Source organism: Pantoea rwandensis (assembly GCF_000759475.1).
Lineage (GTDB): Bacteria > Pseudomonadota > Gammaproteobacteria > Enterobacterales > Enterobacteriaceae > Pantoea > Pantoea rwandensis_B.
Window position 1 is genome coordinate 3462800 of the sequence record NZ_CP009454.1, and the last position, 21295, is coordinate 3484094.

Genomic DNA, 21295 nt, shown 5'->3' on the forward strand with positions numbered 1-21295 from the left:
TGGGTGTCTTCACAGTATAGAAGTTATCGATCTGTGCCTCGGGTCAGCCGAAAACACCCTTTCGTCTATAGTTAACAATTAGATGCAGTCAAGGAGGCAGGATGAGCAAAATTAAACGCAGAATTGATGATCACGGCGTGATTGGGGATTTACGGACCTGTGCATTGATCGCCAATGACGGCACCATCGATTATCTCTGCTGGCCGGAACTGGATAGCCCGTCCGTGTTTGCTGCGTTGCTGGATGGCGATGATGCCGGTCTGTTCTCACTGGCACCGGACTGGAAAAATGCGCGCCAGCAGCAGCTCTATCTGCCGGATACCAATATTTTACAGACGCGCTGGTTAGGCGATGCGGGCGTGGCAGAGATCACCGATTACATGCCGATCTGCGACCAGCCCAATAAAGTGCCGCGACTGGTACGTCGGGTCAAAATGGTGCGCGGAACGGCCACCTTCAATCTGCTGTGCTCCCCGCGCCATGATTATGCCCGTGCCGAAACCCATACCGAACTGCGCCCCGGTGGCGTGGCCTTTCTTGCCGAAGGCCAGCCCGCGTTACGGCTGAGTGCTACGGTGGTGATGACCCGGGAAAACCACAGCGCAGTGGCCGAATTTACCCTCCAGGCCGGGGAATCTGCTGAGTTTGTCTTTGGCAGCGATGACGATCCCTTTGTGGCGGAGATTGCCACTGAACAGTGCTTCAGCGACACACTGGCCTACTGGCGGCGCTGGAGCAGCCACAGCACGTATCGCGGACGCTGGCAGGAAATGGTGACGCGATCCGCACTGGCACTCAAACTACTTACCTCGAAACAGCACGGTTCGATTGCCGCTGCGGCAACCTTTGGCCTGCCGGAAGAGTTAGGCGGCGAGCGCAACTGGGATTATCGCGCCTCGTGGATTCGGGATGCCTCCTTTAGCATGTATGCGCTGATGCGCCTGGGTTATGTGGAAGAAGCGCGAGACTTTACCCATTGGGTGGGGCGCTGCGTCGAGCACAGTCATGACGACACGCCGCACCTGCAGGTGATGTACCGTCTGGACAGCGGTACCGAACTGCATGAAACCGAGCTGCTCAATCTTTCCGGCTATGCCAACTCGCGCCCGGTGCGCATCGGCAATGATGCGTGGCGGCAGACCCAACTGGATATTTACGGCGAGCTGATGGATGCCATTTACCTTGCCAATAAATACGGTGAAGCCATTTCACAGCGCGGCTGGCGGCATGTTTCCAGCATGATTGATTATGTCTGCGGCAACTGGAATCAGCCCGATGCCGGTATCTGGGAGATGCGCGGTGAGCCAGAGCACTTTCTGCATTCGCGCCTGATGTGCTGGGTGGCGCTGGATCGCGCCCTGCGTCTCGGCCTGAAGCGTTCATTGCCGATGCCGTATGAGCGCTGGGATCGTGTGCGCAGCGAGATCCGCGATGACATCTGGCAAAACTTCTGGAACCCGGAACTGGGCCATTTTACCGCCACACGCGGCGGCAAGTTCCTTGATGCATCTATGTTGCTCATGCCGCTGGTGCGCTTTGTCAGCTCCACCGATCCCGACTGGATTGCCACCCTTGACGCGATTAAAACGCATCTGGTGAGCGACGGTTTAGTGCGCCGCTATAACATTAGTGAAACCCCTGCCGATGCCTTAACCGGGGGTGAAGGTTCCTTTGCCGCCTGTTCCTTCTGGTATGTGGAGTGTCTGGCGCGGGCCGGGCGCGTGCATGAAGCCCATTTTGAGTTTGAAAAGTTGCTGAGCTATGCCAATCCCCTGGGGTTGTACGCCGAGGAATTTACTACGCATGGCGAAGCGCTGGGGAATATGCCGCAGGCGCTGTCGCATCTGGCGTTAATCAGTGCCGCTTTTTTCCTCAATCGTAAATTGAGCAATGAAGTGACGCTGTGGCAGCCTTAAGAAAATTCACATTTTGGGCGGTACGGCAACGAGATGGGTCGGGAAATGCCCACTATTTAAGTAAAGTATCATCAGCCATTGAAAATCCTGATTCCCATCACTGCGCCTATGCACATATAATGCGCACCGGGTCATTGAGACCAAGATGGATTCGACACACTGACAAGCCTGAAACACGGCTATAACGACTTGAAAAACATGAAAAAGAGCATTCGCGCGTTCGCTTCACTTGCTTTGGTACTGGCGGCGTTCAGCCAGTCGGCATTCGCAGTAGTGTATCCGCTGCCAGCGGCTAACAGCCGTTTGATCGGCGAAAACCTTGAAATCACCGTGCCTGATGACAGCCGACTTCCGCTGGAAGCCTTCGCTGCTCAGTACCAGATGGGCCTCAGCAACATGCTGGAAGCCAATCCGGGCGTTGATGTTTATCTGCCAAAAGCGGGCACCAAAATGGTGATCCCTCAGCAGCTGATCCTGCCTGACGCCCCGCGTGAAGGCATCGTGATCAACAGCGCGGAAATGCGTCTTTATTACTATCCGAAAGGCACCAAGACCGTGGTTGTGCTGCCAATCGGTATCGGTGAACTGGGGAAAGACACGCCAGTGAACTGGACCACGACCGTTCAGCGTAAAAAAGCCGGTCCAACCTGGACGCCAACCAAAGCTATGCACGCAGAATACGCATCACGTGGCGAAAGCATTCCAGCCGTATTCCCGGCAGGTCCGGATAACCCGATGGGACTGTATGCGCTGTATATCGGCCGTCTGTACGCAGTTCACGGTACTAACGCCAACTTCGGTATCGGTTTGCGCGTGAGCCACGGCTGTGTGCGTCTGCGTGCTGACGACATCAAATGGCTGTTCGACAACGTGCCGGTTGGCACTCGCGTACAGTTTATCGATCAGCCGGTGAAAGCCACCGTTGAGCCAGACGGTTCTCGCTATGTAGAAGTGCACAACCCACTCTCTACTACCGAAGAGCAGTTCAACTCACGTGAAGTGGTGCCGATTACGCTGACCGCTGCGGTGACCAAAGTGATTGCCGATGGCAGCACTAACCAGGATGCGGTGAATAACGCGATACAGGCGCGTAACGGCATGCCAACTAAAATCAACGGTCCGCAGGGTGAAGTGATGCCTGCTCCGGTACCGGTTCAGGAATCTTCTGACGCCACGCCAAAAGAAGAGCCGATGACCCCGCAGGGCGCCAGCGCCGTTGCACCGCAGAGTGATGTGGCTCCGGCTGCTCAGCCTGCGCCAGCGACCGGCAACAGCCTGTAATCGCTGACTCGCCATGCATTAAAAAGCCAGCCCATTGTGGCTGGCTTTTTTTTGCCCGGTCGCCATAAGTGGCAACCCTACGATGATATTGCGTAATGCTTGTCACTTAACCCGGTACGCATAAATGCGCCCCCTACGAATACCATACCCATACTCAACTTTGTAGGGTCGCCATTAATAGCGACCAAAGCGCACTTAAATACGCACTCATTGGCTTATCTACGGGGTTATTCCCGCCGCCGTCTCAACGCCAGCCAGCCCGCCACCAGGGTAAACACCAACACCACAATCACCAGCAGTAAGAAACCGTGCGGATTATTCGCCAGCGGAATCCCGCCCACATTCATACCGAAAAAGCCGGCAATGATGTTAATCGGCAGCGCCAGCACGGTGATCACCGTCAGTAAAAACAGCGTGCGGTTACTCTGCTCCATCAAACTCGCGGCAATCTCTTCCTGCAACAAGCGAATGCGTTCCATCAGTCCCGCCAGGTCATTCAGTGCGACGCTGAACTCTTCGGTAAAGATGCGCAATTCACTTAGCGGTTCGCGCTTGAGCCACTTTGGTGGCCGATTTAACAAACGAAATAGCGCGGCGGGTTCCGGTGCCAGCAAACGCTGCACACGCAGTAGCATACGGCGTAAATGGCCCAACTCACTGCGGTTGGTTTTAATCGCGGCACTGAGCAAACGCTCTTCAATGGCATCCACCGCCTGACTGGAGCGGCGCACCACTTGCTCTAGTTGCGCTTCCTGCTCACCCAGCAACCACAACAGCATCGCATCCGGCTCGGCGAACGGGAGACGATCAATTTGCTGATGCATGCGCTCAATCATTCCCACCGGACGATAACGCGCGGTGACAATGGTGTGCGTACAGCACCAAATCCACAGCGTGGCATTCTGTGTACTGCGCTCTTCTTTACTGAAAGTCACATCATTGAGCACGGCCAGCAGCGCATCGTTTTGATGGGCCAAACGCGTGCGCGGTGAAGCAGAATGGATCTCATCGAAAAAATCATCGTCTACACTAAAGTGGTCCTGAACCCAGCGCTCGGCACGGGCATGATTCAGGTTGATGTGTAGCCAAAGAAAATAGGATTCCGGCAAATTCTGCTGCGCGAGCTGCGAAGCTTCACGCGCGTTGAGCCGCTGTGGCGGTGCTTCCGGCGTGAACAGATACCCATGAATGAGTCCGGCCACTTCATTATTGAAGTCCGGCAATGAGGCAAGCGGTAAGACAGGCTGGAGCATGGCAGCGTGAGGATCCCGAAGCGGTCAGATCCACAGACTGCGACAGCCGTGTTACAGCAAGATGACAGAGCGTGATCGCGATCATCATTCTGTCATACAAACCACGTATCACACTGCGGGTAACGGATGCCAATCGAGCATCGTCAATCCACACCGGGGTGTGTTATGGCTGAAAACAGTTTACCTGCATCTACATCAACATCATCGTCCCAAAACGGTCGCCCGAATCTTAACCAGGGCAACGGAAAAATCTCACGCATCATCTTCCTGATCTTGCTGTGCGGCGGCCTGCTGTTCACCGCCATCAACCTGTTTAATGACGTTGAGGAGACCGGCGCGCCTGTCACCAGCTATACGCCGTTCCTGCTGCTGGGCGTGGCTTTAGTGATTGCCCTCGGCTTTGAGTTTGTTAACGGCTTCCACGATACCGCCAATGCTGTCGCCACTGTGATTTATACCCATTCGCTGTCGCCGGGTGTTGCCGTGGTGTGGTCTGGCTTCTGCAACTTCCTTGGCGTTTTGCTCTCCAGCGGCGTGGTGGCGTTTGGCATTATCTCACTGCTGCCGGTGGAGCTGATTCTGCAGGCAGGTAGCGGCAACGGCTTCGCTATGGTGTATGCGCTGCTGTTCTCAGCGATCATCTGGAATCTCGGCACCTGGTACTTCGGCCTGCCGGCGTCCTCTTCACACACGCTGATCGGTTCGATCATCGGCGTGGGCGTGGCGAATGCCCTGCTGCACGGTCGTAGTGGTACCAGCGGTGTGGATTGGGGTCAGGCGATCAAAGTGGGTTACGCCCTGCTGCTGTCGCCGATTGTCGGCTTTATCTGTGCGGCGCTCCTGCTGCTGGCGATGAAGGCCTTTATCCGCAACCGCCAGCTGTATGAAGCACCAAAGGGCAATCAGCCTCCACCGGCATGGATTCGCGGCCTGCTGATCCTGACCTGTACAGGTGTCTCATTTGCCCACGGTTCAAACGACGGCCAGAAAGGCATGGGCCTCATCATGCTGATTCTGGTGGGCACCATGCCCATTGCCTACGCCCTGAACCGTTCGCTGCCGCCGGATCAAATCCCGCGCGTGGCCGCATTAACCCAGGTCACCGAACAGCAGCTGCTGACGCTGCAACCGGCACCCGCCGCGATGCCCGCGCCGCGTGAAGTGCTGACCGAGTTCGTGCGCACCAGCCAGAACCGCCCTCAGGTACTCCCTGCCCTCGGCATGATGCTGGGCGATATCGGCGATCAGATCCGTCGTTATGGTGCCGTGGAGAATATCCCGGCTCAGGCGGTAACAAACACCCGTAATGATATGTACCTCGCCTCCGAAACTATCAAACATCTGCAATCGGCCAAAGTCGCGATGCCGGAAGATATTGCCAGCAATCTCACCGCCGTGAAGAAAGAGTTGGATGCCGCCACGCGCTTTATCCCGATGTGGGTGAAAGTGGTGGTGGCGATTGCCCTTGGCCTCGGCACCATGGTGGGCTGGCGCCGCATTGTGGTCACCGTCGGTGAGCGCATCGGCAAAACCCATCTGACCTACGCACAGGGTGCCAGTGCGGAGCTGGTGGCGATGGCAACCATCGGTGCGGCGGATGTGTTCGGCTTACCGGTCTCCACTACTCATGTCCTGTCATCAGGCGTGGCCGGTTCGATGGCCGCTAACAAATCTGGCCTGCAGCTCTCGACGATTCGTAACCTCGCGCTAGCGTGGGTGCTGACGCTGCCGGTCTCAGTCTTACTTTCAGGGCTGCTTTACGCTCTGTTTATTCATCTGTAACGGGGAAAAGTCATGGCGACACACGACAATAGCTTCCACAGCGAGACCTTCAATGCGCGTCTGCTGCAGGAGTTTTACGACAGCTACGACGAAGAGCTGGAAATGGAGCTGGATGATCTACGCTTCAATGATAACGGTGAACCGCAGCAGGAAGGCGATAAGGCTTTCCGCCGCCGCTACTTCCGTGAGTTGCTGCATCTGCAGGGCGAGCTGGTGAAGCTGCAGGATTGGGTGATGCGCACCGGACATCGCGTGGTGATTTTGTTTGAAGGCCGTGATGCCGCCGGGAAAGGCGGGGTGATCAAGCGTATCACCCAGCGTTTAAACCCACGTACCTGTCGCGTCGCCGCCCTGCCCGCGCCGAACGATCGTGAGAAAACCCAGTGGTATTTCCAGCGCTATATCGCTCACCTGCCTGCAGCCGGTGAGATTGTGATGTTTGACCGCAGCTGGTACAACCGCGCAGGCGTCGAGCGCGTGATGGGCTTCTGTAATGAAGCCGAAGTCGAAGAGTTTTACCGCAGCGTGCCGGAATTCGAAAAAATGCTGACCCGCAGCGGCATTCAGATCATCAAATACTGGTTCTCGATCACCGATGAAGAGCAGGAGCTGCGCTTCCTGAGCCGCATCCACGATCCGCTGAAACAGTGGAAATTGAGCCCGATGGATCTCGAAAGCCGCCGCCGTTGGGAAGATTACACCGAAGCGAAAGAAGAGATGCTGGAGCGCACGCACATCCCTGAAGCGCCATGGTGGGTGGTGCAAGGTGTGGATAAGAAGCGTGCGCGCCTGAACTGCATCAGCCATCTGCTGCAACAGGTGCCGTACGAAGAGAGCGAGAGCAAAACCATAATGTTACCGACGCGCGAACGTCATGAAGATTATCGCCGCGCGCCAGTGCCAGACAACATGGTGGTACCAGAGAAGTATTAGTTAACAGTTTGCACGGCTGCCTCGCGGCCGTGCTGCTGTTGCAAACGCAATGTTATGGCAAATGCGCCCAGCACCATCAGGGCCGCCGCCAGATACACTGATTGCATCCCCCAATGACCAATCAGCAATCCCGCCACCGGACCGGTTAATCCCAGCCCTAAATCAAGAAACGCCGAGTAGGTGCCCAGCGCCGATCCCTGATCCTGCTGCTGCACGCGTTTAACCGCTTCCACGCCCAGCGCCGGGAACACCAGCGAGAAACCACCACCGGTCAGGAATGCACCGATATCCACCAGCCAACTGCTATCAGCCTGCCAGATTAACAGCAGACCGGCACACTCCAGCACAAATGACACCAGCGACACTTTCAACCCGCCAAAACGAGTGATGTAGCGGCCACCGGCCAGACGCACCAGCACAAAGCCCAGACTAAACAACGTCAGGGCAAAAGCAGCGCCGCTCCAGTCGCGGCTGGCAAAATAGAGCGTGATAAACGTTGAGATGACGCCAAATCCGATGGTGCCAAAGCCCAATGCCAGCCCAAACAGCCAGACGCGGCTGACCACGCGATGAAAAGGGATACGCACGCCCGCGGTGACGCTGACCGCCGCTTTACGGCTCGCCATGCAGAAACCGATGACGCCCATCAACGCCACAAGCCCGGCAAAGCCGCTGATGCCGAACATTTGATTGAGCAGCACCCCGAGCGGTGCGCCTATCGCCATCGCAAAGTAGGTGGCAACGCCATTCCATGAGATCACACGCGCCGTCTGCAACGGTCCGACAATGTTCATCCCCCACAGCGTTGACCCAGTACTGCTAAAGCTTTCACCCACCCCCAGAAACAGCCTTCCCACTGCCAATAGCGCCAGACTGAGCATCGGCACATCGGTGAACAACGCAGCGAAAAGGGAAAGTACGCCACTCATGCCGCAGCACACCAACCCCATCATCACCACACGTTTCGGGCCATAACGATCGGCCAGACGGCCCGAATGCGGACGGCTGAGCAGCGTGGCGATGTACTGCAGGCTGATGATCAATCCGGCGATGAACGAACTGAACCCCAGTTGGTTATGCACAAATCCCGGTAGCACCGCGAGCGGTAGCCCTACCGAGAGGTAGCAGAAAAACGTGAAGACAATAACGGAGATGATGCGTTTATTTAACTGAGCATGACTCAGTACAGCGGCGTCAGACATAAGTGATGGCATTACAAATGAATGTGAAACGCTACTATAGCGCAATTAGCGTTGAGCTTGAACCTGACTTTACATGGGACTGTGTCATAGGGTAATTCTGTATAATTCCATTATCAGGCTTATTTAAATATCGCCCCGGAATTTCACCTTCGATTAATAACAGAAATTAATTCAATTTCTTTTACACATCGGCCTGACAAATCTGAAAAAAAACCTTTTCGGAAAACGATTATCCAAAAAATATACCATTAAAATAGCAACAAAACCAACTGCTAATCTTTTCAGGTCGCGCGAATGCTGAGAGAGGCGCGCGCAATCATTCACATTAATACATAGATTCCGCCCCTGATTGCCTTTAGGTTACAGACTTATCAATCAAATACCGTTCATTACTTTCGGTGAGTAATAGGCATAACGGCAACGTTGAGCCTGTGCACCCGCTTAAGCAATTTCTGACCTCTGTTCATTCTGTTCCCTACCGACCAGGAGAGATTATGAAGATAATCATCAGTGGAAGCGGATATCCTGAAAAAAGAAATATCATCACTAACCCACACAACAAATATATTGATTGCCGCAAAAAGAATATCTATTTCTATTTAAATGCCGTCAAAGCAAAAATCTTACATAAAAATAAACAATTTATTTTTCTTCCGCTCCCCGGCTTACTGCCACACGAGGCGGATGTCATTCACCTTTTCAATGAAGTGGCCGACACCAAAAGGAACTGGATCGCCACCTTTGAAACCGAGATCCCACGCGTGCTGCCGGTGCCCGGTGTGGCAAAATACGACAATCCTGAATTGAAGTCGCAGCTGCAATTAATCGCGAAAGCGGAATGCCTGACGTTGATTGCCATCTCGCAAGCGACCCTCGACATCCAGTGGAAGCTGCTCGATGCGTTTCCCGCGATCAAAGCCGCCGTCAGACACAAACTACACGTTCTGCATCCGCCGCAACCGCTGTTGTGCGTTAAACCGCGCCTGATCTCGCCCGGAGAAATACGTTTCATCTTTATCGGCAATGAGTTCTATCGCAAAGGCGGCGCGGAAGTGGTACTGGCCATCTCGCAATTAACCGAAGAGGATGTGTTCACCCGCGGCCAGATTCAGGTCACGCTGATCGGTGACATCACACAGCGTCATAATATTGCCCATCGGCAATTTCAGGATGATGAGGCGTTTTACACGCGCATTGAGCACTTAATCAAAATTTCGCCCCACATTCAGCATTTCACTACCCTGCCCAACAATCAGGTATTGACCTTACTGCAGCATTCGCACGTGGGATTGTTGCCCAGCTGGCAGGATACCTACGGCTTCTCGGTGCTGGAGATGCAAGCCAGTGGCTGTCCGGTGATCACCACCAACATTCGCGCCTTGCCGGAGATCAATCCCCCCGGTGCAGGGTGGCTGATTCAGCAGCCGGTCAATGACGAATATGAGTATGTGGTTGATTCTCTGGAGAGTAAATTGCAGATCCGCCGACAAATCGTGCAGCAGCTAAAGGGGCATATCATTGATATTTTGCGCAATCCGGGCGTGATCACGCAATACTCTGCGCAATCACTGAAGAGAATTGCTGAGCAACACGATCCCGGCAAATTCAGCGAGCAACTTGCCCTCTTCTATTCAGCCAGCAAGCAGATGCACTACACAACGGCGTTTAAATGAGGATGGGTTAAACCGGTGCGGTTAACTGAAGAGCGTGGCGCTCAATCGCCGTGGCGATCTCGGCCGATACGCGCAGGGTGCGGATTTCACTGAACAGCCCATCGGCTTCGTTATAGGCTTTACGCAAATAGCCGAGCCACTGTTTGATGCGGGCGACGTGATACATGCCGGTATCGCCCTGCTTCTCTAACTGCGTATATTTGAGCAGCAGTTCGACCACTTCAGGCCACGGCATCGGTGCTTCGTTATATTTCACCACACGACCGAGATTCGGGATGTTGAGCGCACCGCGGCCCAGCATCACCGCATCGCAACCGGTGATGCGCAGACAGTCTTGCGCATCCTGCCAGCTCCAGATCTCACCGTTGGCGATCACCGGAATCGACAGACGCTGGCGAATTTCGCCAATTGCCTGCCAGTTAATGCTTTCAGCGCGATAGCCCTCTTCTTTGGTGCGACCGTGCACCACCAGCTCGCTGGCGCCGGCCTGCTGCACCGCATCGGCAATTTCAAAGCGGCGTTCACCCGAATCCCATCCCAGACGCACTTTCACCGTGACGGGAAGGTGATCGGGTACGGCTTCGCGCATCGCTTTCGCGCCGCGATAAATCAGCTCAGGATCTTTGAGTAAGGTGGCGCCGCCGCCACTGCCGTTCACCAGCTTTGATGGACAGCCGCAGTTGAGATCGACGCCCCAGGAGCCAAGCTCCACCGCACGCGCGGCGTTTTCTGCCAGCCACTCAGGGTATTGCCCGAGGAGCTGCATACGCACGCGCGTACCGGAAGGCGTTCGGCTGCTGTTGTGCAGCTCGGGACACAAACGGTAAAAGGATTTTACTGGCAGCAGTTGATCGACCACGCGCAAAAACTCAGTGACGCACAGATCATAATCATTTACCCCGGAGAGCAGTTCGCGTACCAGCGAATCCAGCACGCCCTCCATCGGTGCCAGTAATACCCTCATGGCGTTAGATGTTCCCGCTCTTTTTCGCTGCCGGACGACGACGACCGCTGTTGGCGGCTGGCGTATTTTGACCGGCACTGCTGCCCTGGCGACGTGCCGGGCGCGCTTCGCCTTGTGGACGTGCGCCATTGCCACCCTGTGGACGCTGACCGTTGCCACTGTGCGGGCGAGAGACATTACCGCCTTGTCCACGACCCTGACCACCCTGACCACGGCCCTGGCCGCGACCCTGCTGCTGGCGACCATTCTGAATCGGTTCCGCTTTAATGCTCGGGTCTACTTCAAAACCTTCCAGCTCAATGCGCGGGATCTCACGCTTCAGCAAACGCTCAATGTCACGCAGCAGTTTGTGTTCATCGACACACACCAGTGACAGCGCGGCGCCGGTTGCCGCAGCACGACCGGTACGACCAATACGATGCACATAATCTTCCGCCACGTTTGGCAGCTCGTAGTTCACGACGTGTGGCAGTTCTTCGATATCCAGACCACGCGCAGCGATATCCGTCGCCACCAGCACACGAATGCCACCGGATTTAAAGTCAGCTAACGCACGGGTACGCGCGCCCTGGCTTTTATTGCCGTGGATCGCCGCTGCGGTGATGCCATCTTTGTTCAGCTGTTCAGCCAGATGGTTAGCGCCGTGTTTGGTACGGGTGAACACCAGCACTTGCTGCCAGTTATCGCGACCAATCATCAGCGACAGCAGTTCCCGCTTACGTTTCTTATCAACGAAGTGTACTTGCTGTGAAACCTGTTCCGAGGCGGTGTTACGACGCGCCACTTCAACCTGTTCCGGGTTAGTGAGCAGTTTTTCCGCCAGGGTTTTGATCTCATCCGAGAAGGTGGCAGAAAACAGCAGGTTCTGACGTTTCGCCGGCAGACGCGCCAGCACACGGCGGATGTCGTGGATAAAGCCCATATCGAGCATGCGATCCGCTTCATCCAGTACCAGAATTTCGACCTGTGACAGATCAACCGCATTTTGATGCGCCAGATCCAGCAGACGGCCAGGGGTCGCCACCAGCACATCCACACCCCCGCGCAGTTTCATCATCTGCGGGTTGATGCTCACGCCACCGAAGACCACCAGTGAACGGATATTGAGATACTGACTGTACTCACGGACGTTCTCGCCCACCTGCGCCGCCAGTTCACGGGTTGGGGTGAGGATCAACGCACGTACCGGACGACGGCCGCGCGCGTTAGAAGGATTCGCAGTGAGACGCTGCAACAGTGGCAGCGTGAAACCGGCGGTTTTACCGGTACCGGTTTGGGCGCTCGCCAGCAGGTCACGGCCCGCCAGCACTACGGGAATGGCCTGACGCTGAATCGGCGTCGGTTCCTGGTAGCCTTGTTCCGCTACCGCACGCAAAATATCGGCACTTAAGCCGAGAGAGTCAAATGACATGCAGGTGTATTACTCCGAACCGCCCTGTTCGCCGTCAGCGATGTAGTTTTCAGGGGGTATATGACGCAAGCCTGGTGGGCTCACGTGTGAAAAGGGCACAAACTACCATGCGTAAGGGCGGGAGTTTAGCAGGTTTCCGCTGCCACCGCGACTGACAATAGTCACGGCACTGTAACATGATGTGGGTAATCTTCCTGACGTGGCAAGCGTGGTGCCGTTGCTCACCGCGCCCGTTATCGCGCGGCGCATAACAAAAAAGGAGCCGCATTCGGCTCCTTTCTGTTCGCCACTGAGCTTGAGCTTAGCTGCGTTTTTTCTCCACGCGATGCGCGGGTTCTTTCGCCAGCAGTGACACCAGTGCCGGCCCGACCAACATCACCACGCCCAGGCAACCGATCAACAGGTTGTTATGGATGAAGCGAGAGATCAGGAACAGCGTCAACATCGCTGCGCCGAAGTAGTACGTTGTCGTGACTTCTTCCAGCGCGTCACCCATGCGACGTAAACGGGCACTACGCTGCAGAGCCAGCATGGCGATAAACACCACTGCATAAGCTGCTACCAGGGTACTGCTCACTTCAACCAGCGCCTTGTGCTTCCAGCCCCAAACCAGCGCGGCAATCACCAGCAGGTGCATGGCAATGTGCAAACAGGTTTGACCGGTAACGATCTGAACACGATTAGACCATTTCATTCTCTTCTCCTGGCAGACCCAACAGGTCGCCCAAGTGTATCTGGCTGCGGCCAGACGGATTTCCTCAATGTAAAGCAAATTTCGGATAACGCCCTAATTTTCTGCGCCCTTCACCACCCATTTGTGACAAAGACTACACTTTGTGCTGTTGATGATGAAAAGGAGCGCGTCGAAGTATGCCACAAAACACGCAAGGATTTTCATTTAAAGTCCTGACGATCAATACCCACAAGGGGTTCACCAGCTTTAACCGCCGCTTTATCCTGCCGGAATTGCGCGACGCTGTCCGCGCCACCTCGGCGGATATCGTCTTCCTGCAAGAGGTGATGGGCACCCACGCTATCCATTCGCTGCACATTGAGAACTGGCCGGAAAACTCTCATTACGAGTATCTGGCCGATACCATGTGGCATGATTTTGCCTATGGCCGTAACGCAGTTTATCCCGAGGGACATCACGGGAACGCGATATTGTCACGTTTCCCCATTGTTGAATATGAAAATCTCGATATTTCTGTGGCGGGAAGCGAAAAGCGCGGCATGTTGCACTGTCAGATTCGCCTGCCGGATCGGCCCGATCCGCTGCATGTCATCTGTGTGCATTTAGGGCTAAAAGCGCAGCATCGCCAGGCGCAGATGAAGATGATGAGCGATCGCATCAACGCCCTGCCACATGATGCGCCGCTGGTGGTAGCCGGGGATTTCAACGACTGGCAGGTGCGTGCCAACCGCTTCCTGAAGCGCAGCGCGGGATTGCAGGAAGTGTTCAGCATGAAAAATGGCCGCCCGGCACGCACCTTCCCGGCACGTTTTCCGCTGTTGCGGCTTGATCGCATTTATATCCGCAACGCCACCGTCAGTCAGCCCTGGGCGCTGCCAGTGAAACCCTGGTCACACCTTTCCGATCATGCCCCTTTGGCCGTGGAGATTTTTCTATGAATTTCAGCTGGCGTGAAGGCAATCAATTACGGTTGCTGGAGAACGGCGATCAATTCTTTCCCTGCGTTTCAGCCGCGATTCAACGTGCCGAGCGCTCGCTGTTGCTGGAGACGTTTATTCTGTTTGAAGACGACGTCGGCAATGCGCTGCATAGCGATCTGCTGGCGGCGGCGCAGCGTGGCGTGAAGGTCGAAGTGATGGTGGATGGCTATGGCTCACACGATCTCTCCGACGCGTTTGTGAACACGCTAACCGAAGCCGGCGTGCGTTTTCTCTATTACGATCCGCGCCCGCTGGTGATGGGCATGCGCACCAATGTTTTCCGCCGCCTGCACCGTAAAATTGTGGTGGTGGATGATGCCCTCGCCTTTGTTGGCGGCATCAACTTCTCCGCTGAGCACAACACCGATTACGGCCCGGAGGCAAAGCAGGATTATGCGGTTGAAGTTAAGGGACCGGTGGTGCTGGATATTGCTCGCTATGTGCAGCAGGCCATCGGCAGCAAACAGACTACACGGCGCTGGTGGGGAGGACGTTCACCGCGGCTGGCGGTCAACGCCATGCCCGGCGATGCGCAAGTGCTGTTTGTCTATCGCGATAACGATGACCATCGCGACGACATTGAACAGCACTATCTCGATATGCTGCGCAAGGCAAAGCAGGATGTGATCATCGCCAATGCCTATTTCTTCCCCGGCTATCGACTGTTACGTGAAATGCGCAGTGCAGCACAAAGAGGTGTGCGCGTGCGGCTGATCGTGCAGGGCGAACCGGATATGCCCATTGTCAAAGTGGGCGCCGAATTGCTTTACAACTATCTGGTGGATGCCGGGGTTGAAGTCTACGAATATTGCCGCCGCCCGTTGCACGGCAAAATTGCGGTGCAGGATCAGCACTGGGCCACGGTAGGCTCCAGCAATCTCGATCCCCTGAGTTTATCGCTCAATCTGGAAGCCAATCTCATCGTGCACGATCGCACTTTCAATCAGACGCTGCGTGACAATCTGGAAGCCTTGCTTCAGCACGATTGTGTGCGTGTGCAGGATGACAAACTGCCGCCGCGCACCTGGTGGCACCTCACCAAAAGCGTGATTGTGTTCCATTTCCTGCGTCACTTCCCGGCCATTGCCGGTTGGCTGCCCGCGCACACGCCTTCGCTGGCGCAGGTTGATCCCCCGGCTCAACCGGAAATGGAAACCCAGGATCGGGTCGAAACCGGCAACGAAGGAGCGAAACCCTGATGAACAAAAAACATTCGCGCTGGCAATGGGCAAAGAAAATCCTTACCTGGCTGTTTTTTATTGCGGTAATCGTGCTGCTGGTGATCTATGCGCGCAAAGTGAACTGGCAGGACGTTTATCAGGTGATCGTAGGCTATAACCGCTATGTGGTGCTGGGCGCGGCGGCGCTGGTGGTGGTCAGCTATCTCACCTATGGCGTGTATGACTTGATCGGCCGCGCCTACTGCGGACACAAACTGGCCAAGCGTCAGGTGATGCTGGTGTCGTTTATTTGTTACGCCTTCAACCTGACGCTCAGTACCTGGGTGGGCGGCGTGGCAATGCGTTATCGTCTCTATTCCCGTCTCGGCCTGCCCGGCGGCACTATAACGCGCATCTTTTCCATGAGTATCGCCACTAACTGGCTTGGCTATCTCCTGCTGGCGGGCGTGGTGTTTGTCGCGGGCATGGTACCGATTCCGCCGCGCTGGTTTATTGGCGAAAGCACTCTGCGCATTATAGGTGCCGTGTTATTAGCGCTGGTCGCGATTTATTTGTGGGCCTGCGCCTTTGCAAAAAAACGCCGCTGGACAGTCAAGGGGCAGCATTTACAGTTGCCGTCGCTACGTATGGCGCTGATTCAGTTTGCCGTCTCCAGTGCAAACTGGCTGGTGATGGGCACCATTATCTGGCTTCTGCTGGCGCGACAGGTGGATTACCCGCAAGTGCTGGGGGTGTTACTGATCAGCAGTATCGCTGGGGTGATCATTCATATTCCGGCGGGCATCGGGGTGCTGGAAGCGGTGTTTCTGGCGCTACTGGCTGGCGAGCATGTTTCGCACGGAACCATTATTGCCGCCCTGCTGGCTTATCGCGTGCTGTACTTTATTTTGCCGCTGCTGCTGGCGCTGGTGTTGTATCTGGTGCTGGAGAGCCGTGCAAAACATCTGCGGCAGAAGAATGAGCGCAAGATGGCGAAATCAGACGCGGGATAACCGAAGAGAAGGTACTCACACGCAGAGGGCACCATCAATGGCGCCCTCTAAAAAATGCGGTGCAGATGGATACGGTCGACACTGATGCGCGCGGGCCAAAATCAATTTCGCCCCCTACACGCATCCTGTTCGGAGGTTGTAGGAGGCGCAATCACACAAGCCAGAAGCGGTGAGCGTAGGTTAACGGCGGTTGCCGAAAATACGCAGCAGCATCAGGAACAGGTTGATGAAGTCGAGATACAGCGTCAATGCACCCATGATTGAGTAACGACGCAGGTTCTCTTTGTCATTGACGTCAATGGTCTCGCCAATCGATTTCAGCTTCTGGGTGTCATAAGCGGTCAGACCAACAAACACCACCACGCCGATATAGGTGATCGCCCACATCAGCGCCGGGCTTTTCAGCCAGAAGTTCACAAGTGACGCCAGCACGATACCAATCAGCGCCATAAACAGCAGGCTGCCGAAGCGGCTAAGATCACGCTTGGTGGTGTAACCGTAGAAACTCATGGCACCGAACATCCCTGCCGTCACGAAGAAGGTGCTGGCAATCGAGGAGTAGGTGTAGACGAGGAAAATACTGGCCAGCGTCAGACCCGTCAGCGCCGAATAGAGCATAAACAACCCGGTGGCTAAGGTACTGCTCAGGCGATGCACCATGCCCGACAACACAAAGACCACCGCCAGCTGCACAATGATCAGCCCGAAGAAGGTGATGCGATTGGCAAACACCAGCTCCATCACCGCCGGCGTGCGCGCTGCAAACCAGGAGACAAAGGCGGTTAGCAGCAAGCCGCAAGTCATCCAGCCATAAACCTGCGCCATATACGCCTGCAGCCCGGTGGACGCCTGCTGCACGATAGAATTATTACGTGGATATCGGTCCATGATGCACCTCTTTAAGTTAGACAAACGCTCTAAGTGTGGAGTCTACACCGCATTGCGTCAACGGCGCGTCAAGCACTGCTGATATCGGCCATTTACGCGCTGGGCAAACCAGGCGGTAGTCAGGTTGCGGGTAATCTTGGGGCTCTCAAGTTTAATGCCCGGCAGCATTTCACGCGGCAGACGTTTACCGGCCATTTTATCAGCCAGAATAAACGTCTGCTTCCAGAGGGTGCTGTTGCTGAAGCTTTCCGTATCGCCCTTCTCCAGGTCGCGACGGATTTCCCGATTGCTCATATCCAGTTGCTTGCTCAGCGTGCGTACCGCTAATTCGGTGGAACCCGCTTGCTCGCTGCCGTACATAATCAGATCGCCATCCAGCGCCAGTTTGATGCCGCTGGCGCGCGCCACGGCTGCCTGGAAAGCGGCGTTGCGACTGGCGTACCAACCCGCATTGAAATCGGCAAAACGGTACAGCATCTGGCTGTAATCCGCCGGATAGCCGAGCAGATGCAGCGTGCCAAAGTAGATGCCGCCTCGGCGGGTAAACACCTCACGACGAATCGAGCCATCAATCGCGTACGGATAGCCTTTGGCATGTGCTTCAGCAAATTCAATGCTGACCTGCATCGGCCCGCCGGTGTGAATCGGATTGAGATTGCCAAACAGCTTCTGCCCCATCGGCACCATGTCGATAAAATCATCGAAAATTGCGCTCAGCTCTTTCTCACTGCGCACCTTATCCAGTCGCGCGGCGTAGCTTTCCCCGGTGGGCGACTTAATCAGTAAGGCGGTGCGCACTAAGAACGCGGGGACATGGACTTTGGCAGCGCGGCGGTCAATTTCACCCCAGGCGATTTTGGGTAAACCTGGCACTGGCGCATCGGCACTGAAATTGGACTCCTGATCGGTGACGGCGATCACCGCGCAGACGTTACTGGCGCTGGGATCGATCTGCTGGACGCGAAATGCCGTGTAGATGTCGTCCGCCCAGGCGCTTTTTTGGCTGACATCGTTCGGCAGTAACTTCTGAATTTGGGATTTGACGTCGGCAGGTTGACGCGCAGGGGCCTGCGGTTCTTTTTTGGTACTACATCCGGCCAGTACCAGCGCGGTGAGCAGCGCCGCGCCTTTGAGCAATTTAGTGGTATTCATCTTGTTCCCTGACAGGCCAGCAAAACCCGTACCTTAACGTTTTCAACTCGCTACGGCTATCAGAGCAGGTCGGTTTTACGCGCTACTTCCAGCGATCGGCGGCCTGATGGTCACTGTCGCGCGCATCGACCCAGCGTTCGCCCTGTTCAGTGGCTTCACGCTTCCAGAACGGCGCGCGGGTTTTCAGGTAGTCCATGATGAATTCGGTGGCGGCAAACGCGCTGCTGCGGTGGGCGCTGCTCACTCCCACAAACACAATTTCATCGCCGGGGAACAGTTCGCCCACGCGATGAATCACCGTCACCTGCTGCAACGCCCAGCGCTGACGCGCCTCTTCGACAATTTCTGCCAGCGCTTTTTCCGTCATACCCGGATAGTGTTCCAGGGTTAAAGCGGCCACGCTGTCACCGAGATTGTGATTGCGCACTTTGCCGGTAAAGGTGACCACCGCGCCATCACTGTCATGCGCGGCGAGTTGGCGATACTCCTCGCCGACATCAAAAGGCTCAACGCCAACGCGAATACGTGTGACCATGCTCATCCTCCGGTGACCGGCGGGAAGAATGCCACTTCATCACCCGCACGCAGAGGATGAGTCATCGGCACCAGCGTCTGATTGACCGCTGCCAGCAACTTGCCGGATTCGAGCGCCAGCGCCCAGCGATCGTTCTTGCTGGCCAGCGCGGCTCGCAGCGTGGCGACATCCTGATACTCCGGTGCCAGCTCCAGCGTGCTGGTGCCGGTCAATTCACGGACCTGAGCGAAAAACAGCACCTTAATCATGTGCCACCGCCTGAAAATCGCCGGATTTGCCGCCGCTTTTGCTGAGCAAACGCAACTGATCGATCACGATATCTTTCTGCACCGCTTTGCACATGTCGTAAATGGTCAGCGCAGCCACCGATGCGGCGGTCAGCGCTTCCATTTCCACGCCGGTTTTTCCGGTCAGACGGCAACGCGAGGTCACGCGCACGCGGTTGTGCTCAGGCTCGGCCACCAGCGTCACTTCCACCTTGCTCAACATCAGCGGATGGCACAGCGGGATCAACTCCCAGGTGCGTTTCGCGGCCTGGATCCCGGCGATGCGTGCCGTGGCGAACACATCGCCTTTATGATGGCTGCCGTCGATGATCATCTGCAGCGTTTCCGCGCTCATCAGCACCAGCGCTTCGGCCTGGGCTTCACGCACTGTTTCGTTTTTACCGGAGACATCCACCATGTGGGCTTCGCCAGCGGCATTGATATGAGTTAATGATGACATGCTTACAACTTCTTCAAATGAGAGACAAAATTACAAGGGCGCGTGCGTGCATCCAGCTGTTCTTCAATGATGCGTTCCCAACCGCTGCGGCAGGCGTTGGTCGATCCCGGCACGGCAAAAATCAGCGTCTGATTCGCCAGCCCGGCCACCGCGCGTGATTGCAGCGTGGAACTGCCAATCTCTTCGTATGAGATCATGCGGAACAGTTCGCCAAAACCGTCAATTTCCCGATCAAACAGCGGCAGCAGCGCTTCCGGCGTACTGTTTTTGCTGTTAAAGCCGGTTCCGCCGTTGACGATCACCACCTGCACATCATCGCTGGCAATCCAGCGCGACACCGTGGCGCGAATGCGGTAACGGTTATCAGGCACGATCGCGCGATCCACCACCTGATGCCCGGCTTCTGTCAGTGCCTCGCGCAAGTAGTCGCCCGAGCTATCATTGCTGGTATCACGGCTGTCCGAGACGGTCATCACCGCCACATTCAAGGCGACAAACTCGCCGGTAGGTTTACCCATGGCTGTAACTCCTGTGTTTAGCCGCCAATGAAGGAGAGGTTTTGTGTGATGCCGGTATTGCCCTGATGCAGGAAGTGCGTCTGCTTTTTCTGTCCGAGACTGTGGGCAATACGCGCCTGTAACTCACTCTGCTGGGCATCGGATGCCAGTAAATCGCGCAGCGGAACACCGCCGTCGCCAAACAGGCACAGATGAAGATTACCCATGGCTGACACGCGCAGACGGTTGCAACTGGCGCAGAAATCTTTTTCGTAAGGCATGATCAAACCGACTTCACCCTGATAGTCAGGATGGCGGAACACCTGCGCAGGACCGTCACTGCGACCGCGCGACTGGCGTTGCCAACCCTGCATGATCAGTTGATCGCGAATCACCTCACCCGAGATGTGATGACGCCGGAACAGATCGCCGCCCTCGCCGGTTTCCATCAGTTCGATAAAGCGCAGCTGAATCGGACGGGTGCGGATCCAGTCGAGGAAGGTCGCCAGGCTGTGGCTATTGAGATCGCGCATCAGCACGCTGTTGACTTTGACCTTCTCGAACCCGGCGTCAAACGCGGCATCAATTCCGGCCATCACTTCCGCGAATTTGTCCTGGCCGGTGATGGCGTGAAACTGGCGCGCATCAAGGCTATCGACACTGACGTTAATGTGGGTGAGCCCGGCATCACGCCACGCGCGCACGTCTCGCGCCATTCGGTAGCCGTTGGTGGTCATGGCGATCTGGCGAATGGCATCGTTTTCGCGCACCGCTGCGATGATATCGGTGAAGTCGCGACGCATAGAGGGTTCGCCGCCGGTGAGACGCACTTTTTCCGTGCCCGCGGCCGCAAAGGCACGCGTCACGCGGCGAATCTCGTCCAGCGAGAGAAAACTTTTGTTGTGATTACCGTTCGGTTTATAACCATCGGGTAAACAGTAGGTACAACGGAAGTTACACACATCCGTGACCGACAGGCGCAGATAGTAGAAGCTGCGCGCATAGGCATCTGTAAATTGTGGCACCTGAACACCTTTCCAAATACGGGAGATGCAGTCATTTCTTTCTGCACCCTGGCAGCGATGCTGCGGCCAGGCATCCATATCGTTATGACTTAGGCATGCCAGGCTTGGGAGTCTGTTGTCATTGTGGACAACACGGTTAATTCGAATGGTAGCGCGATTTCTCCCTCGCATCCATCAGTGAATTTCGCTATATATATTGATACATAACGT

The 21295-nt window shown here is 55.8% G+C and carries 20 protein-coding genes and 1 riboswitch; of the genes, 8 read left to right on the plus strand and 12 right to left on the minus strand.

Annotation, left to right across the window (positions count from 1 at the left end):
- Positions 1-101 precede the first annotated feature (101 nt).
- Positions 102-1916: a glycoside hydrolase family 15 protein gene (locus LH22_RS15800; protein WP_038648064.1), complete on the plus strand. Its 1815-nt coding sequence runs from the start codon at positions 102-104 to the stop codon at positions 1914-1916.
- A gap of 198 nt (positions 1917-2114) precedes the next feature.
- Entirely contained in the window at positions 2115-3197 is a 1083-nt protein-coding gene (locus LH22_RS15805; protein ID WP_034821064.1) for a L,D-transpeptidase family protein, read from the plus strand.
- A gap of 227 nt (positions 3198-3424) precedes the next feature.
- On the opposite strand, the gene LH22_RS15810 is transcribed toward LH22_RS15805, so the two are convergent.
- Positions 3425-4450 (minus strand): transporter, encoded by a 1026-nt coding sequence (locus LH22_RS15810; RefSeq protein WP_038648067.1) that lies wholly within the window; start codon positions 4448-4450, stop codon positions 3425-3427.
- 165 nt (positions 4451-4615) lie between these two features.
- Between LH22_RS15810 and LH22_RS15815 the strand changes: the two genes are divergently transcribed.
- Both LH22_RS15815 and ppk2 read left to right on the plus strand, forming a co-directional pair.
- Positions 4616-6232, plus strand: coding sequence for an inorganic phosphate transporter (locus tag LH22_RS15815; protein WP_038648070.1), 1617 nt, complete (start codon positions 4616-4618; stop codon positions 6230-6232).
- A 12-nt stretch (positions 6233-6244) separates the two neighbouring features.
- Positions 6245-7165: a polyphosphate kinase 2 gene (gene ppk2, locus LH22_RS15820; protein WP_038648073.1), complete on the plus strand. Its 921-nt coding sequence runs from the start codon at positions 6245-6247 to the stop codon at positions 7163-7165.
- Here ppk2 and LH22_RS15825 read toward each other — a convergent pair.
- A complete protein-coding gene (locus LH22_RS15825) occupies positions 7162-8367 on the minus strand; it encodes an MFS transporter (protein ID WP_081946743.1) in 1206 nt (401 codons plus the stop codon). The genes ppk2 and LH22_RS15825 overlap by 4 nt on opposite strands.
- A 494-nt stretch (positions 8368-8861) precedes the next feature.
- Here LH22_RS15825 and LH22_RS15830 point away from each other — a divergent pair, with 494 nt between their 5' ends.
- The gene (locus LH22_RS15830; protein WP_038648078.1) at positions 8862-10040 is read left to right on the plus strand and encodes a glycosyltransferase family 4 protein; all 1179 of its coding nucleotides are present in this window, start codon (positions 8862-8864) and stop codon (positions 10038-10040) included.
- A 7-nt stretch (positions 10041-10047) separates the two neighbouring features.
- On the opposite strand, the gene dusC is transcribed toward LH22_RS15830, so the two are convergent.
- The 3 genes from dusC to LH22_RS15845 all read right to left on the minus strand — a co-directional run bounded on the left by dusC (position 10048) and on the right by LH22_RS15845 (position 13109).
- Complete coding sequence (gene dusC / locus LH22_RS15835) at positions 10048-11004, minus strand: tRNA dihydrouridine(16) synthase DusC (RefSeq protein WP_038648080.1); 957 nt, start codon at positions 11002-11004, stop codon at positions 10048-10050.
- Positions 11005-11008: 4 nt separating this feature from the next.
- Positions 11009-12415, minus strand: coding sequence for an ATP-dependent RNA helicase RhlE (gene rhlE / locus LH22_RS15840; RefSeq protein WP_038648082.1), 1407 nt, complete (start codon positions 12413-12415; stop codon positions 11009-11011).
- A 301-nt stretch (positions 12416-12716) separates the two neighbouring features.
- Complete coding sequence (locus tag LH22_RS15845; protein ID WP_034821088.1) at positions 12717-13109, minus strand: YbhQ family protein; 393 nt, start codon at positions 13107-13109, stop codon at positions 12717-12719.
- Positions 13110-13285: 176 nt separating this feature from the next.
- Here LH22_RS15845 and LH22_RS15850 point away from each other — a divergent pair, with 176 nt between their 5' ends.
- The 3 genes from LH22_RS15850 to LH22_RS15860 are packed head-to-tail and all read left to right on the plus strand — an operon-like array spanning position 13286 to position 16262.
- Positions 13286-14047 carry an endonuclease/exonuclease/phosphatase family protein gene (locus LH22_RS15850; protein ID WP_038648085.1) on the plus strand — a complete coding sequence of 254 codons (762 nt, stop codon included), beginning with the start codon at positions 13286-13288 and terminating at the stop codon, positions 14045-14047.
- Positions 14044-15288, plus strand: a complete 1245-nt coding sequence (gene clsB / locus LH22_RS15855) for a cardiolipin synthase ClsB (protein WP_038648087.1) — start codon at positions 14044-14046, stop codon at positions 15286-15288. Before LH22_RS15850 ends, clsB begins: the two co-directional genes overlap by 4 nt.
- Positions 15288-16262, plus strand: coding sequence for a lysylphosphatidylglycerol synthase domain-containing protein (locus tag LH22_RS15860; RefSeq protein ID WP_038648090.1), 975 nt, complete (start codon positions 15288-15290; stop codon positions 16260-16262). Before clsB ends, LH22_RS15860 begins: the two co-directional genes overlap by 1 nt.
- A gap of 180 nt (positions 16263-16442) precedes the next feature.
- On the opposite strand, the gene LH22_RS15865 is transcribed toward LH22_RS15860, so the two are convergent.
- The 7 genes from LH22_RS15865 to moaA form a co-directional block, all read right to left on the minus strand.
- Positions 16443-17150, minus strand: a complete 708-nt coding sequence (locus LH22_RS15865) for a Bax inhibitor-1/YccA family protein (protein WP_038648093.1) — start codon at positions 17148-17150, stop codon at positions 16443-16445.
- Between the two features lie 57 nt (positions 17151-17207).
- Positions 17208-18302 (minus strand): DUF1615 domain-containing protein, encoded by a 1095-nt coding sequence (locus LH22_RS15870; RefSeq protein ID WP_038648095.1) that lies wholly within the window; start codon positions 18300-18302, stop codon positions 17208-17210.
- Positions 18303-18384: 82 nt separating this feature from the next.
- Positions 18385-18837: a molybdopterin synthase catalytic subunit MoaE gene (gene moaE, locus LH22_RS15875; RefSeq protein WP_038648098.1), complete on the minus strand. Its 453-nt coding sequence runs from the start codon at positions 18835-18837 to the stop codon at positions 18385-18387.
- Positions 18838-18839: 2 nt separating this feature from the next.
- Positions 18840-19085, minus strand: a complete 246-nt coding sequence (gene moaD / locus LH22_RS15880) for a molybdopterin synthase sulfur carrier subunit (protein ID WP_038648100.1) — start codon at positions 19083-19085, stop codon at positions 18840-18842.
- Positions 19078-19563 (minus strand): cyclic pyranopterin monophosphate synthase MoaC, encoded by a 486-nt coding sequence (gene moaC, locus LH22_RS15885; RefSeq protein WP_038648103.1) that lies wholly within the window; start codon positions 19561-19563, stop codon positions 19078-19080. The genes moaD and moaC overlap by 8 nt, the downstream gene beginning before the upstream one ends.
- Before the next feature lie 2 nt (positions 19564-19565).
- A complete protein-coding gene (moaB, locus tag LH22_RS15890) occupies positions 19566-20081 on the minus strand; it encodes a molybdenum cofactor biosynthesis protein B (protein WP_038648106.1) in 516 nt (171 codons plus the stop codon).
- Between the two features lie 17 nt (positions 20082-20098).
- Positions 20099-21085 (minus strand): GTP 3',8-cyclase MoaA, encoded by a 987-nt coding sequence (gene moaA / locus LH22_RS15895; protein ID WP_038650214.1) that lies wholly within the window; start codon positions 21083-21085, stop codon positions 20099-20101.
- Positions 21074-21208, minus strand: a riboswitch (molybdenum cofactor riboswitch). (Overlaps the previous gene by 12 nt.)
- Positions 21209-21295: the final 87 nt, after the last annotated feature.